Source organism: Deinococcus ficus, assembly GCF_003444775.1.
GTDB lineage: Bacteria > Deinococcota > Deinococci > Deinococcales > Deinococcaceae > Deinococcus > Deinococcus ficus.
In genome coordinates, this window is the sequence record NZ_CP021081.1 from 2,745,001 (window position 1) to 2,758,597 (window position 13,597).

Below are 13,597 nucleotides of genomic sequence, written 5' to 3' on the forward strand. Positions count from 1 at the left end.
TGGAAGGACCGGCAGGGTCAGCCGTTCCGCACTTTCGACGCTGTGCAGGCCGAGGTCGCCCGTCGGGGCAGCGCGGTCCTGTTCGCAACGAACAGCGGGATCTATGCGGCCGGTCCCCGTCCGCTGGGCCTGCATGTGGAGCAGGGACGAACGCTGACGGCCCTCAACAACGCGCGGTCTGGGGGCAATTTCGCCCTGCTGCCCAACGGGGTGTTCTGGATTCAGGGCACCCGGGCGGGCGTAACCGAGACCGGAGCCTACCGCCGCCTGAACCTCACGCCCACCTACGCCACGCAGTCCGGCCCGCTGCTGGTTCAGGCGGGCCGGCTGCACCCGGCGTTTAACAAGGGCAGTACGAGTTTCAAGTTGCGCAGCGGCGTGGGCGTGTGCCGGGACGGCCGGGTGCGGTTCGCGGTCAGTGCCGGTCCGGTGAACTTCTACGCCTTCGCGCTGTTCTTCCGGGACACGCTGAAGTGCCCGGACGCCCTGTACCTGGACGGCAGCATCAGCGCGTACGCCACCCCGGGCCGCAACACGCAGCTCGCGGAGTTCGCCGGCATCTGGGCCGTGGTGCGGTAAAAGGAAGTGCTCAGATGTCGGCGGCGTCCGGTGCGTGAGGCTCGGCCGGCGGCATTTCCGGTTCAGGGGCCGGTTTCGGTTCGGGTTTCGGGCGCAGGTCCGTGCCGTTGAAGCCCTGCTGCGCTTCGGTGAGGCCGGCCGTGGCCCAGACCTCCGCGGCATTCGCACCGAGGCGCACCAGTTCCGCCAGGATGGTCGCCTCCTCCGGCCGCCAGCGGCTGAGCACCCAGTCACTCACCGCCCAGCCGGCCGGGGGGCGGTTGATGCCCACCTTCAGGCGCGGGAAGGCCTCATGGCCCAGCAGGCGGATGATGTCCCGCACGCCGTTCTGCCCGCCGTGCCGGCCGCCCATGCGGAACTTCAGCAGCCCGAAGGGACTGTCCAGGTCGTCCTGCACGACCAGCAGGTCATCGCCGCCCAGCTTATAGAAGGCGAGGAGCGGCTGCACGGCCTTCCCGGACGCGTTCATGAACGTCTGCGGCTTGACGAGCAGCACCTTCGCGCCCGGCGCGGGGCCCACGCGGACCTCGGCGGTCTCGGCGTCCTTCTCCTTGCGCCAGGTGGCCCCCCAGCGGCGGGCGAGTTCGTCCACGACCAGCCACCCGACGTTGTGCCGGGTCTGCGCGTACTGCGTGCCCGGGTTGCCCAGGCCCACCACCAGTTTCAGACTCAACGCCTCAGGCCTCCATGCTGTTCAGAAGCGCGCGCCATTTCGCCTCGGTCTCCCGGACGGCCGCGTCCCCCTTCGCGCGGGTGTACCCGGCGCGGAAGTCCGCGAACCGCGAGTCGGCTTCGCTGAACAGCAGGCCCAGGGCCCCCTGCACGTCGTCCACGTTCCGCTGCGTGAGCTGCATGCCCTTGGTGTCCAGCACGTCGTCCAGCGTTGCCATCAGGCCGGACAGCGGCCGCAGCCACTGGAAGCTCTCGTGGTTCATCACCAGGGAGTACAGCTCGAACTCGTTTTTCACCGGGCCGTACAGGAACTCGTACTCGCCGCGCGCGAAGTTCAGCAGGGCCTTGTGGTAGGCCTTGAGGTCGCGGGCCAGGGCGTCCAGTTTCGAGCGGATCGCGGTGTCGGTCATGCGCGCAGGGTACCGCCTGCCCCGCCCGGCCTGCCTTCCCGCAGCCTTCAGCGTGCCTACCAGCCCATGCTTCCGGGCTCCCCCTTGAACGGCCCGACGACGTCCGGCGTGATCCACCCGCCGTAGAACCCGCCCGGTTGCGGCGTGACGGGCACGCCGTCCACGCGGCAGGCGTCCATGCGCCCCGCGTATACCGCCACGAACCCCGCGATGGCCTGGAAGGGCGGGGAGGGGGTCTCGTAACTCCAGCCGGCGGCCTCGGCGCGCTGCCCGCCGGCCTCCAGCGTCCAGTAGGTGGCCGGCCCTTTCCACTCGCAGACGCTGCGGCCCGCCGCTGGTTGCAGCACGCCGGGCAGGAAGGCGGCCCGCGGCAGGTAGTAGGTGGGCGGGTGACTGGTCTCCAGCACCCGGTACGCGCCCGTCGTGTCGGCGATCCTCACGCCGCCCAGCCAGATTTCCAGGCGTCTGGGCGTGCGTTCCAGGCGGGGCGGGCGTGGGTACGCCCACACGCTCTCCTGCCCGGGCCCGGGCGGCGTGGGGACCGGCTGGGGGCTCACGCGGCCTTCCGGGCCCGGGTCCGCAGGGCGCGTTCGCTGTCCAGCATGCGTTTCAGGGCCGCCTCGCTGCGGGTCAGGCCGTCCAGGGCCGCTTCCTGCCGGGCGGTGCGCGGCTCGTAATCGTCGAGGACTTTGCCGTCCAGGTACCGGTCGAAGATCACCGGGCAGATGTAGCTGCCGCGCGTGACGGCCGGGGTGTTGCCCAGGTCGTCGGCCACGTACTTCACGCACTCGACCAGGGTGCGCTTCGCGCTGCGCTCGGTGTCCGCGGTGCCGGCCTCCGCGAGGAACTCGGCGGCCAGCAGCGTGCCGCCCCAGGTGCGGAAGTCCTTCGCGGTGAACGGCCCGATCACCTCGCGCAGGTAGGTGTTCAGCTCCGGGGCGCGCACGCGGCGCCGCCCGCCGGCCGCGTCGTCCGCCGCCTGGAACAGCCACGGGCCCGGCAGTTCCAGCAGTTTCGAGATGTTCGCGGCGAGCGTGCGGTCGGTGGTCGCCTTGTGCTGCGAGATGCCGTGCTTGCCCCGGAACCGGAACGTGACGGTGCTGCCCTCCACGACCACGTGCCGCTGCCGCAGGGTGCTCAGGCCGTACGTGCGGTTGTGCTGGGCGTACGCGTCGCTGCCCACCCGGAAACGGGCCACGTGCAGCAGCCGCGTCATCAGGGCCGTGACCTTGCGTGGGGGCAGGCCCGCCGAACGGAGATCCGCCGTGGTAGCCGCCCGCAGGTCCGGCAGCACCCCGGCGAACCGCGAGAGCCGCTGCCATTTCTTCAGCGCGCCGGCCTGCACGAAATCCGGGTGGTAGCGGTACTGCAACCGGCCTGCGGCGTCCCGCCCGAAGGCCTGCAGTTCCGCGTCCGGGTCGGGTGACACGTACACGTCCTGGTAAGCGGGCGGCACGGCCAGCGCCGCGATGCGCGCCAGGCCCGCGCGGTTGCGGTACTCCCGGCCGTCCGGCGTGAAGTACCGGAAGGCTTTCGGGTCGTGGCCCTCGCGGCGCAGGTACTCCGCGGCCAGCAGTTCAGTGCGGGACGGCATGGGGCCAGCATGCCCGGGGGGTGCGGCGCGGCATTGTCCGGTGCCTTGCAATCCCCGCCCGGCCCACCCCGGGCGTTCCTTGAGGCGCTTCTCAGGAGCGGCCGGGATCCTCCTGCACCTGCGCGGGCAGCTGCCAGTCGATGGGCGCCTGCCCGGCCTCTTCCAGCGCGGCGTTCACCCGGCTGAAGGGGCGGGACCCGAAGAACTTCGCCTCGCTGAGCGGACTGGGGTGCGCGGACTCCACGATCACGTGCTGCGGCCCGGTGATCAGTTTGGCCTTCTTGCGGGCGTACGCGCCCCACAGCACGAACACCACCCGGTCGGGCTTGGCGTTCACGGCGCGGATCACGGCGTCCGTGAAGGTCTCCCAGCCTTTCCCCTGGTGGCTGTTCGCCTGCCCCTCCCGCACGGTGAGCACGGCGTTCAGCAGCAGGACCCCCTGGTCCGCCCAGTGCTTCAGGTACCCGTGGCGGGGCGGGGTGAAGCCGGGCAGGTCCGCGGTGAGTTCCTTGTAGATGTTGCGCAGGCTGGGCGGCACGGTCACGCCCGGCCGTACGCTGAAACTCAGGCCGTGCGCCTGCCCGGGCCGGTGGTAGGGGTCCTGGCCCAGGATCAGCACCTTCACGTCCGACAGCGGCGTGAACCGCAGGGCGTTGAACACGTCCGGCGCCGGCGGGAAGATGGTGTGCTCCTGTCGCTCACGCACCAGGAAGTCCTTGAGTTCGTGAAAGTAAGGCGCGCTGAACTCGGGTTCCAGGGCGGCCTTCCAGTCGTCCGGGAGGCCGGCCGGGAACAGCGGCTTGGGGCGGGCGGGGGTGGAGCCGAACAGGTCGGGTTGGTCGGGCATGGGCACACTCCTTGTGCCTGCAGTGTGCCGCGTCCCGGGTGCGCCTTGCCCTGAAGGTGCCTTGGGGGTCCGTTCAGCGCGGGCGCCGCGCGGGGCCAAAAGAGAGGCGGCCCGGACATGCACGTCCGGGCCGCCTCCAACGGAGGGAGGGGTTACACGCCGAGGCGGCCGGTGAGGGCCTTCTGCACCGGGCTGCCGGTGCCGCCGTCGAACGCGTCGATCTCCTCGATGAAGCGGTCGAACAGGTAGCGGCTGTCGTGCGGGCCGGGGCTCGCTTCCGGGTGGTACTGCACGGAGAACACCGGGTAGCGGCTGTGCGCCATGCCTTCCAGCGTGCCGTCGTTCAGGTTCACGTGGGTGGGCACGAACGCGCCGTTGGGGATGCTGTCGATGTCCACGGCGTACCCGTGGTTCTGCGCGGTGATCTCCACGGTGCCGTTGAGCAGGTTCTTCACCGGCTGGTTGCCGCCGCGGTGCCCGAACTTCATCTTGAAGGTCCGGCCGCCCGCCGCGAGGCCCAGGATCTGGTGCCCCAGGCAGATGCCGAAGGTGGGCAGCAGGCCCATCATCTCCCAGGCGGTCTTGTGTGCGTACTCCAGCGGCGCGGGATCGCCGGGGCCGTTGCTGAGGAACAGGCCGTGGGGTTGCAGGGCCATGATCTGCGCGGGGGTGGTGTGCGCCGGAACCACGATCGGTTCGATGCCCACTTCCGAGAGGCGCTCGATGATGGTGTGCTTGATGCCGAAGTCCATCAGCACGACGCGCTTGCCGTGCCGCAGGGTCGGGAAGGCGTAGGGCAGGGGCGTGGTGACCTCTCGGGTCATGTCGTGCCCGTCGATGTCCTGGTGGTCGCGGGCGCGCTGCACGTACACGAGTTCCTCGGCGGGCGTGAACTCGCCGTACGGATCTTCCGGGTGCGTGAAGCTGCGGTGTGCGATCACGCCCTTGACCACGCCGCCCGTGCGCAGGCGGCGAACCAGGGCGCGGGTGTCGATGCCCTGGATGCTCACCACGCCGTGCGCCTGCATGAACTCCTCCAGCGACTGCTGGGCGCGGTAGTTGGAGTAGTCACCGCTGAACTCGCGGGAGATGAACCCGCGCACGTACGGCTTGTTGGATTCCATGTCGTAGATCGCCACACCGTAGTTGCCGACGTGGGGGTACGTGATGGTCACGATCTGCCCGTTGTAACTGGGGTCGGTCATGATCTCCTGGTAGCCGGTCATGCTCGTGTTGAACACGACCTCGCCGACCGTCTCCCCGCGGTGCCCGAAGGCGTACCCCCGGTACACCGTGCCGTCTTCCAGCGCCAGAATCGCGCGTTCCTTCCTGATCATGCTTTCCCCTCCCATACCGCCTCGCGGGGCGCGTTTCATGGACCTGCGTGCTGTCGATGAACCGCCTTGCACTTTTATGCATCAAACGGCGGTCACTTCAGCGGGAAAGTCTAGCAGGCCCGCCCGGTAAAGACCGTCATCTGTCCCGCCGGGCGGTCCAGACTCCCTCCGGGCGGGCCGGGACGCCTTACCAGCGGAATTTCACGCGGCTCTTGGTGAGGATCAGGTGCCCGGACGGCAGGGCCGACACGGTCCGCTGCGCGCTCATGCCGTCGTAGCGGTTGAGCACGTCCGCGTACACGTCGCCGAACATCTCCATCATCATGTCCGCCTCCTCGTCGGCGCCGGACATCATGCTCGCCATGTCCTTCTCGGTCAGGTCCGGCAGGTTCCGGGCGTACTGCCAGCCGCCGCCGGTCATGCTCAGGTTCGCCGCGCGGAAGTCGGCGCTGCCCAGCAGTCCCTCGCCGCCTTCCTTCAGGACCTTCTGCACGGCCGCGTCGCTCAGGCCGACGATCAGGTAATCCCCGCGGAAGCCGTAACTGAATTTCAGGTTCTTCAGCACGGCGTCCAGTTCACCCAGGCCCTCGGCCATGGCCCCGGCGGCCGCGCCCGGCAGGCGGGACTTGCCGCCCGCGCTGACGGCGCTGCCCGCCCCGGACGCCATGCCCCGGAGCGTGCCCGGCAGGGCGCCCAGGGCGGCGTTCACGCTCCGGGCGAACTCGGGCAGGTGGGCGCGGGCCGCGTCCAGGTCCTCCACGCGCTGGTACCACACGGTGTACCCCAGGCTGGCGCCCGGGTCACTCATGTTGAGGCCTGCCCTGGTGCCGCCCGCCAGGGTCACCTGGGCGCACTCGCCGCCCAGGTACTGCCCGCTGCGCTCCAGGTGGCTGGCGAGCTGCGTGTCGGTCAGGAAGCCCAGCGGGTCCAGCAGGTCCACGCGGGTCAGCCAGCGGCCCAGGTACGATCCCGCGCCCGGGTGGCAGGCGCTGGCCTGCACCGCCTCGGCGTCGGCGGGAATCAGCTCCTGCACGCGGAAGGTGGTGGTGGGCGTGAGCAGGGCGTACAGCGGCCGGTCGCGGCCCTGCGGGTTGGGCAGGTGCGCGCTCACGGTGGACCAGCCCTGCACGGTGGTGCTCATGCCGCCCGCCCACTGGCCCAGGGTGTCCAGCGCGTCCACGACCGGGGACAGCAGGCGCGGCACGTGCCACTCCGCCAGGGCGCTGCGGGCCACCTTCGCGGCGGCGGAGAAGTTCACGAACATCCGCGCCTCCTGCCCGCCCACCGAGCGCATGGGCGTGGTGTACGCCTCCGAGTTCAGCAGCCGCGGGGCGTCCTTGCCGCTCAGGCGCGACAGGTAGGCCATCAGCAGGGACTTGTCGGTGGAGGCGTACGCCACGCCCTCGGCCTGCCCGATGAACAGGTCGTCCTCGGAGCGCACGAACGGGTACACGCCGACCTTCGCGCCCTTTTTCTTCGGCATCATGGCCGCCAGCAGTTTCCTGCCCTCGGCGTTGGGGCGGGCCACGGCCAGCAGCGCCGGCGCGAACGTCCCGCGCGCGCCGGTCACGGTGAACACGCCCACCGTGGCGTCCTGGCCCAGCACGCTGCCCACCATCCCGGTCAGGGCGCCCGCGCCCTCTGTCTCGCCCAGCGCCACGGCGCCGACCAGCTTGCCCACCCGGGCGATCAGGCTGCCGGCGTTGCGGGTCTCGAAGGTCATCAGCGCGCCGGCGGGGAGGTGCTCGGCCAGCGGGGGCACCTGGGCGGCCTGGGCGGAACCGTACAGGGCGGACGTCAGAAGCAGGGAGGAGAGGACGGTCAGGGATCTCATACGCCCCGCAGCATAGGTGACCCTTCACACAATTCATGCCGCAGATCATGCAGTGGGGCCGGGCCCGTCGCGCCGGCCCGGCCCCTTCCGCTGCCGCTCAGCCCCGCAGGGACTTGAGCATGGCGATCTCGTTGCAGTTCTCGAAGAAGGCGCAGCGCTGGCACTCGCTCCAGACCTTCGGGTGCAGGTTCGTCTTCTCGATGCGCGTGAACCCGCAGCGTTCGAAGAAGGTCTGCTGGTACGTCCAAGCGAACAGGGTGGGCAGGTCGATGGCCCGCGCCTCCGCCTCGCAGCTCAGCACGAGCTGCCTGCCCAGGCCGCGGCCCTGCATGTTCGGGTGCACGGCCAGCCCCCGCACCTCCGCGATGTCCGGCGCGAGCATGTGCAGGCCGCACACGCCCACCAGCCCGCCCGGGCGACCCTCGTGCCCCTCGGCCAGAACCAGGTGAAAGTCGCGGATGGTCTCGGCCAGCAGCGGCTTGCTGCGCACCAGCATCTGCCCGCGGCTGGCCCAGTACCCGATCAGTTCGTGAATGGCGTCGATGTCCGAGAGTTTCGCCTTGCGCGTCACCAGCGGCGCGTCCGGGTGAACGTCAGGAATGGCGATGGAATCCAGGCTCAGGAAGGTCACGCGCCCTCAACCCCGGGCCGGAACAGGGCGTGCTTCCAGACCTGCTCGTCGTGAATCCAGCCGCGGGTCAGGCCGCTGCGGACCTGCGGGGTGTCCGGCAGGGCCGCCTCGATCTCCGCGGCGGTGGCCGGCTCGAACCCGAAGCGTTTCCAGTAGTCGCCGGCCTCGCTGGAAAACAGGTACACCGTGCCGTCCCCGCGCAGGGACGCGTGCGTGAGCGCCGAGAGCACCAGCGCCCGCCCCAGGCCCCGGGACCGGGCGGCCGGCAGCACCGCCGTGGAGCGGATCAGCGACGCGCCCGGCCCGTGCTCCAGGCCGATGCAGCCGCCCGCCACGCCGTCCAGGTCGGCAATCCAGTAGGTGCAGCCCTCCTCCAGGGTGACGCTGCCGGTGTGCAGGCCGGTGCGCTCGAGCAGGTCCACGATCACGGCGTGGTCGGCGGGCGTGGCCTGCCGGAGTTTGATGTGCTGGTCAGTCAGGGTGGTCATGCGGGGGTCTCCATGCGGGGGTGAGTCGGGGCGGCGGACGCGGGCCGGGGGGCAGGCGGGCCCGGTCGTCGTCGGGTGGCGCGGGGCATGGAGGGAAGCTGCTTCACGGATTCAGGGCCTGCTTCGCGTTCACGATGGCCTCGCGCACGCGGTCGGGCGCGGTGCCCCCGAAGCTCTGGCGGCTGCGCACGCTTTCCTGCACGGTCAGCTGCTGCGCCACCCCGGCATTCAGCAGGGGGTGCGCGGCGCGCAGTTCCTCGTCGGTCAGGTCCCACAGCTGGCGGCTGGTGCGGCTGGCGAGCCCCACCAGACCGCCCACGACCTCGTGCGCCTCGCGGAACGGCACGCCCTGCCGCGCCAGGAAGTCCGCGACGTCCGTGGCGGTGCTGTACCCCCGGGCGGCCGCGGCGCGGGTCACGTCGGCGTGCCACACGGTCTTGGGCATCATCTCGGCGTACAGGCGCAGCACGATGGACAGGGTGTCGTAACTGTCGAACACGCCCTCCTTGTCCTCCTGCAGATCCTTGTTGTACGCGAGCGGCGTGCCCTTCACGACCGTCAGGAGGCCCATCAGGTTCCCGAACACCCGCCCGGCCTTCCCACGCGCCAGTTCGCTGACGTCCGGGTTCTTCTTCTGCGGCATGATGCTGCTGCCCGTGGTGTGCGAATCCGGCAGGGTGATGAAGCCGAACTCGAAGGTGGAGTACAGAATCAGTTCCTCGCTCAGGCGCGAGAGGTGCGCCGCGAGAATCGCGCAGGCGGACAGGAACTCCAGCGCGAAGTCGCGGCTGCCCACGCCGTCCAGGCTGTTCGCGGTGGGCCGCGCGAAGCCCAGTTCCCGCGCGGTCGCGTGGCGGTCCAGCGGCCAGGGCGTGCCCGCCAGCGCCGAGGACCCCAGCGGGCTCTCGTCCATGCGCTCGGCCGCGTCGCGGAAGCGGCCCTCGTCGCGTTCCAGCATCGCCACGTACGCCATGAACCAGTGCGACAGCAGGATCGGCTGCGCCACCTGAAGGTGCGTGTACCCGGGCAGGATCACTTCCGTTTCCAGGTGCTTTTCCGCCTCGGCCAGCATCACGGCCCGCAGCTCGCGGGTCTTGCCGGCCAGGTCCAGCGCGGCTTCCTTCGTGAACAGCCGGAAGTCCACCGCGACCTGGTCGTTGCGCGACCGGGCGGTGTGCAGCTTGCCGGCCACCGGCCCGATCCGGTCGCGCAGGGCGGCCTCCACGTTCATGTGGACGTCCTCGCGGTCCAGGCGCCACTCGAAGGTCCCGGCGCGGATGTCCGCCAGGACGCCGTGCAGCCCGGCCGTGATCTCAGCCACCTCATCCTCGGTCAGGATGCCCTGCCGGCCCAGCATCGCCACGTGGGCCAGCGAGCCCCGGATGTCCTGCTCCGCGAGGCGCTGATCGAAGCCCACCGACGCGTTGAAGAGTTCCACCAGCCCGTCGGTCGCTTCCGCGAAGCGCCCGCCCCAGAGCTTCCTGTCGCCTGCCTGCCTGCTGTCTGTCACTCGCTGTCCTCGTTGTGGCTCTTGAATTCCTTGACCATCACGACCGGCGCCGGCCGGCCCTCTTTCAGGAAGGGGTACGGCTCGTCCACCTGCCGGTACCCCAGGTGCTCGTAGAAGGGAATCACGCCCAGGTTGAACTGGCTGATCGGCAGCATCAGGCGCCCGTAGCCCTCACGGTTCGCCATGCCTTCGGCCTCGTTCATCAGCTGCCGGCCCACGCCGCGGCCCCGCGCTTCCGGGCGGGTCGCCAGGCGGTACAGGACCAGGGTGTGGTTCCCGTGCGGGCGGTACCCCACGCAGCCCACCGCGCGGCCGTCCCGGTCCACGGCCAGGTACCCGCCGCAGTCCGGGGCGAACAGCGTGGCCCGCAGGTCGTCCGGGGTGGTGCCGTTCCACGTCTCGGCGCGCCCGTCCATGCCGGCGTTCATCATCACGTCGTAGAAGGCGGGCACGTCGTCCGGGGTGATGGAGCGGTAGTGCACGCCGCTGAGGGTAAAAGGAGAACTGTTCATTCCTGTGACCTCCTGAAGCGGGGACAAGAAGGGAAGGCGGGTGGACAGCACCATTGTTCCCCTTCGGCGGGTGACAGGTGCCCACACGGCCACCGGCCCTGGCCTCGGCAGGCCGCCGCAGCTCACCCCACGCCCCCCAGGGACCGGACCAGCACGACCGGCGGGGGGCTGTGCGGGCTGGCGTGGGCGTAGGGTTCGTCCGTGCGGCGGTACCCCAGGGCCGCGTAGAAGGGCAGCACGTCCAGATTGAACTGGCTGACCGCCAGCAGCACCCGCGCGTACCCGCCCTGCCGGGCCGTCTCCTCCACGGCCGCCACCAGCGCCCGGCCCACCCCCTGCCCGCGCACGCGGGGGAGCGTGGCGAGCTTATTCAGTGTTAGCGTGGCCGCGCCGTCCGGCCGGAAGCCCACCACGCCCACCACCTCGCCCGCCTGCACGGCCACGACACCGCCCGCCCCGGGCCCGAACAGCGACCGTTCCAGGTCCTGCAGGGTCGTGCGGGTCCAGCTGCTGCGGGGGTCCATGCCGGCCGCCATCATCACGGCGTGAAAGGCGGGCAGGTCGGCGGGCGTCACCGGCCGGAGCGTGAAGGGCGTCACGCCGGGCCGTCCAGGGTGAGGCGCATCTCGGGACTGCCGGACTCGGTGAAGCCCAGCCGCTCGTAGAGGGGCCGGCCCATAGGCGCGGCGTTCAGCGTGACGCTGCGCAGGCCGCAGGCCCGCACGTGCGAGAGCGCGGCGTGCATCAGCGCCTCCGCCAGTCCGCGGCGGCGGTGGGCGGGGCTCACGTACATGTTCAGGACGTGGGCGCGCTGCGTGGCCGGGTCGGTCAGGGTGGGAATCTGCGGGTGCAGCATCACACCCACGCCCGCCACCACCTGCCTGCCGTGCTCGACCAGAAACCCGGTGTACACCCCGGCGGGCAGGGCCGAGCGGAGCCAGTCGGTCCACTGGCCGCGCTGCGCCCAGGCCTGAGCGTCGGTCAGGGCGCCCATGTCCACGAACATCTGCCCGCGCTGCACGGCGATGGCCTCCGCGTCCGGCGCGGTGGCCGGGCGCAGCGCGTACCCGCCGGGCAGGTCGGGCGTCATCTCAGCCCTGCTTCTCCGCTTTGGCGTCCACGCGGGCCTGCACGCGCATGCGCAGGGCGTTCAGTTTGATGAACGCGCCGGCGTCGTGCTGGTTGTAGTCGCCGCCCGCCTCGAAGCTCACGAGGTCCTTGTCGTACAGGCTGCGGGGCGCGCGGCGGCCCACGGTGATCACGTTGCCCTTGTACAGCTTCAGGCGGGCCACGCCGGTCACGCTGCTGGCCACGAAATCCAGGTACACCTGCAGCGCCTCGCGTTCCGGCGCGAACCAGAAGCCGTTGTAGACCAGTTCGGCGTACTTGGGGCCAAGGGCGTCGCGCTGGTGCAGCACCTCGCGGTCCAGGGTGATGCTCTCCACGGCGCGGCGGGCGTGGTACAGCAGCGTCCCGCCGGGCGTCTCGTACACGCCGCGGGACTTCATGCCCACGAAGCGGTTCTCCACCAGGTCCAGGCGGCCCACGCCGTTGCGCCCGCCGATCTCGTTGGCCTTCGTGAGCAGCGCGGCCGGGCTCAGGCGCTCGCCGTTGATGGCGACCGGGTCACCCTGCTCGAACTCCACCTCCACGTACTCGGCCTCGTCGGGCGCCTGCTCGACCGGCACAGTCAGTTTCCACATGTGCGCGGGCGGCTCGGCCCAGGGGTCTTCCAGGATGCCCCCCTCGTAGCTGATGTGCAGCATGTTCGCGTCCGTGCTCCAGGGGTCTTTCTTGGTGGTGGGGACGGGAATGCCGTGCTCACGGGCGTAGGCTTCCAGGTCGGCGCGGCCCTGGAAGTCCCAGTCGCGCCAGGGGGCGACGGTGACGATGTCGGGCTTCAGGGCGTAGGCGGTCATCTCGAAGCGGACCTGGTCGTTGCCCTTGCCGGTGGCGCCGTGCGCGACGGCGACCGCACCTTCCTTCTCGGCGATCTCGACCATCTTCTTGGCGATCAGGGGGCGGGCGATGCTGGTGCCGAGCAGGTAGTAGCCCTCGTACAGGGCGCTGGCGCGGAACATGGGGAACACGTAGTCGCGCACGAACTCCTCGCGGAGGTCCAGGGCGTAGGCGCTGACGGCGCCGGTGTTCAGGGCCTTGACGCGGGCTTCTTCCACCTCGTCGCCCTGGCCCAGGTCGGCGGTGAAGGCGACGACGTCGTAGCCGCGTTCCTCGGCGAGCCACTTGAGGATGATGCTGGTGTCCAGGCCGCCGCTGTAGGCGAGGACGATCTTCTGCCGCTGCTCGGGGGTGGGGGTGCCTGTCTGGGTCATGGGGGCATTCTCCTGCTTGTGGGGCGTGAGGGCACAAGACCCCCAGACGTGACGGGCCGGCCTGCGGGGGGCAGGTCGGCCGGGGTCAGCGTCGGGGGGTCAGGGTCAGCATCAGTGGGTCTGTATGAGTATGCGAAAATTTCGCATAGCTATTCACCGAAGCTAGCAGGCGAACCGGGCCGGGTCAAGCTGCCGGGTCCCCGCCTGCCGGCGCCACAGGAAAGCAGGCCCCTACCGATAACGGAAAGGGGCCCTGGGGTTCAGGTGAAACTCAGAGGCGGTAGTTGATGCCCAGGCGGCCGCCCAGACCGAAGCTCACGCCGACGCCGGAGCTGCTGCCGGCGCTGGCGAACACGATGCTCGGCCCGAGGTTCACCTCACCGAAGACGCTCAGGGGCGTGCTGGCCACGTTGTAGCGCAGGCCGCCCAGCACGTGCGGGTACAGGCCCACGGCGCTCGCGTTGCCCAGGGTCACGCCGGCGCCCAGGCCCAGGCCGTAGTAGGGCTGCAGGGGCCCGAAGCCGTTCGCGGCGGACAGGTCGTTCAGGTACGCAAACTCGCCGCCGATGTTGAAGTACCCGTTGCTGAGGCCCAGGCCGGTCAGCGCGTAACGCATGGCGCTGGCGCTGCCCACGTCCTGCTGGTAGTGCAGCCCGCCGCCGAAGCCGCCCATGGTGCCGCCCACAAAGAACCCGACGTAATCCGCCGCGGCCGCCGAGGAGACCGTGGATGCCAGAACCGTAACGAGGATCGCTTTCTTCATACCCTGACTTTACAGGCCAGCATGAAAATTGCGTGTACCAGAATCGTCAATCCGTTCTGTAGAACGCCTTCATTCCCCACAAATGGG

16 protein-coding genes (1 of these 16 cut by a window edge) are annotated in these 13,597 nt (G+C 70.4%); 1 reads left to right on the top strand and 15 read right to left on the bottom strand.

The annotated features are described in order from the left end of the window. Window positions 1-579, top strand: partial view of a phosphodiester glycosidase family protein gene (locus DFI_RS13390; RefSeq protein WP_244940279.1) — the 3' portion only. 69 nt of this gene lie to the left of the window's left edge; the window shows 579 of its 648 coding nt (coding positions 70-648); the start codon falls outside the window, past its left edge; the stop codon is at window positions 577-579. Between the two features lie 10 nt (window positions 580-589). Here DFI_RS13390 and pth read toward each other — a convergent pair whose 3' ends face one another. From pth to DFI_RS13465, 15 genes are all read right to left on the bottom strand, one after another. Further along, window positions 590-1,246 (bottom strand): aminoacyl-tRNA hydrolase, encoded by a 657-nt coding sequence (pth, locus tag DFI_RS13395; protein WP_027464239.1) that lies wholly within the window; start codon window positions 1,244-1,246, stop codon window positions 590-592. A gap of 10 nt (window positions 1,247-1,256) precedes the next feature. Beyond that, entirely contained in the window at window positions 1,257-1,661 is a 405-nt protein-coding gene (locus DFI_RS13400; protein WP_022800807.1) for a hypothetical protein, read from the bottom strand. 56 nt (window positions 1,662-1,717) lie between these two features. Next, window positions 1,718-2,218, bottom strand: coding sequence for a DUF427 domain-containing protein (locus tag DFI_RS13405; RefSeq protein ID WP_027464238.1), 501 nt, complete (start codon window positions 2,216-2,218; stop codon window positions 1,718-1,720). Further along, window positions 2,215-3,255 (bottom strand): DNA topoisomerase IB, encoded by a 1,041-nt coding sequence (locus tag DFI_RS13410; protein WP_027464237.1) that lies wholly within the window; start codon window positions 3,253-3,255, stop codon window positions 2,215-2,217. The genes DFI_RS13405 and DFI_RS13410 overlap by 4 nt, the downstream gene beginning before the upstream one ends. Window positions 3,256-3,346: 91 nt before the next feature. Next, complete coding sequence (locus tag DFI_RS13415) at window positions 3,347-4,102, bottom strand: uracil-DNA glycosylase (RefSeq protein WP_027464236.1); 756 nt, start codon at window positions 4,100-4,102, stop codon at window positions 3,347-3,349. 152 nt (window positions 4,103-4,254) lie between these two features. Then, a complete protein-coding gene (gene carA / locus DFI_RS13420; protein WP_027464235.1) occupies window positions 4,255-5,439 on the bottom strand; it encodes a glutamine-hydrolyzing carbamoyl-phosphate synthase small subunit in 1,185 nt (394 codons plus the stop codon). A gap of 187 nt (window positions 5,440-5,626) precedes the next feature. Next, entirely contained in the window at window positions 5,627-7,273 is a 1,647-nt protein-coding gene (locus DFI_RS13425) for a hypothetical protein (RefSeq protein ID WP_027464234.1), read from the bottom strand. Between the two features lie 97 nt (window positions 7,274-7,370). After that, window positions 7,371-7,904, bottom strand: a complete 534-nt coding sequence (locus tag DFI_RS13430) for an N-acetyltransferase (RefSeq protein ID WP_027464233.1) — start codon at window positions 7,902-7,904, stop codon at window positions 7,371-7,373. Further along, the gene (locus tag DFI_RS13435; protein WP_027464232.1) at window positions 7,901-8,392 is read right to left on the bottom strand and encodes a GNAT family N-acetyltransferase; all 492 of its coding nucleotides are present in this window, start codon (window positions 8,390-8,392) and stop codon (window positions 7,901-7,903) included. The genes DFI_RS13430 and DFI_RS13435 overlap by 4 nt, the downstream gene beginning before the upstream one ends. A gap of 103 nt (window positions 8,393-8,495) precedes the next feature. Further along, window positions 8,496-9,902: an argininosuccinate lyase gene (gene argH, locus DFI_RS13440; protein WP_027464231.1), complete on the bottom strand. Its 1,407-nt coding sequence runs from the start codon at window positions 9,900-9,902 to the stop codon at window positions 8,496-8,498. Further along, window positions 9,899-10,414: a GNAT family N-acetyltransferase gene (locus DFI_RS13445; protein ID WP_051308298.1), complete on the bottom strand. Its 516-nt coding sequence runs from the start codon at window positions 10,412-10,414 to the stop codon at window positions 9,899-9,901. The genes argH and DFI_RS13445 overlap by 4 nt, the downstream gene beginning before the upstream one ends. Before the next feature lie 122 nt (window positions 10,415-10,536). After that, window positions 10,537-11,013, bottom strand: a complete 477-nt coding sequence (locus tag DFI_RS13450) for a GNAT family N-acetyltransferase (protein ID WP_027464229.1) — start codon at window positions 11,011-11,013, stop codon at window positions 10,537-10,539. After that, window positions 11,010-11,504: a GNAT family N-acetyltransferase gene (locus DFI_RS13455; RefSeq protein WP_022800796.1), complete on the bottom strand. Its 495-nt coding sequence runs from the start codon at window positions 11,502-11,504 to the stop codon at window positions 11,010-11,012. The genes DFI_RS13450 and DFI_RS13455 overlap by 4 nt, the downstream gene beginning before the upstream one ends. A 1-nt stretch (window position 11,505) precedes the next feature. Continuing rightward, window positions 11,506-12,747 carry an argininosuccinate synthase gene (locus tag DFI_RS13460; protein WP_022800795.1) on the bottom strand — a complete coding sequence of 414 codons (1,242 nt, stop codon included), beginning with the start codon at window positions 12,745-12,747 and terminating at the stop codon, window positions 11,506-11,508. Between the two features lie 271 nt (window positions 12,748-13,018). Further along, complete coding sequence (locus DFI_RS13465; RefSeq protein ID WP_022800794.1) at window positions 13,019-13,510, bottom strand: hypothetical protein; 492 nt, start codon at window positions 13,508-13,510, stop codon at window positions 13,019-13,021. Window positions 13,511-13,597: the final 87 nt, after the last annotated feature.

What these genes read in the sequence shown, in the direction of transcription:
- DFI_RS13400 (WP_022800807.1), bottom strand. Translation starts at nt 1,661, where the DNA reads ATGACCGACACCGCGATCCGCTCGAAACTGGACGCCCTGGCCCGCGAC.
- carA (WP_027464235.1), bottom strand. Translation starts at nt 5,439, where the DNA reads ATGATCAGGAAGGAACGCGCGATTCTGGCGCTGGAAGACGGCACGGTG.
- DFI_RS13410 (WP_027464237.1), bottom strand. Translation starts at nt 3,255, where the DNA reads ATGCCGTCCCGCACTGAACTGCTGGCCGCGGAGTACCTGCGCCGCGAG.
- DFI_RS13460 (WP_022800795.1), bottom strand. Translation starts at nt 12,747, where the DNA reads ATGACCCAGACAGGCACCCCCACCCCCGAGCAGCGGCAGAAGATCGTC.
- DFI_RS13435 (WP_027464232.1), bottom strand. Translation starts at nt 8,392, where the DNA reads ATGACCACCCTGACTGACCAGCACATCAAACTCCGGCAGGCCACGCCC.
- DFI_RS13455 (WP_022800796.1), bottom strand. Translation starts at nt 11,504, where the DNA reads ATGACGCCCGACCTGCCCGGCGGGTACGCGCTGCGCCCGGCCACCGCG.
- DFI_RS13445 (WP_051308298.1), bottom strand. Translation starts at nt 10,414, where the DNA reads ATGAACAGTTCTCCTTTTACCCTCAGCGGCGTGCACTACCGCTCCATC.
- DFI_RS13415 (WP_027464236.1), bottom strand. Translation starts at nt 4,102, where the DNA reads ATGCCCGACCAACCCGACCTGTTCGGCTCCACCCCCGCCCGCCCCAAG.
- DFI_RS13465 (WP_022800794.1), bottom strand. Translation starts at nt 13,510, where the DNA reads ATGAAGAAAGCGATCCTCGTTACGGTTCTGGCATCCACGGTCTCCTCG.
- DFI_RS13425 (WP_027464234.1), bottom strand. Translation starts at nt 7,273, where the DNA reads ATGAGATCCCTGACCGTCCTCTCCTCCCTGCTTCTGACGTCCGCCCTG.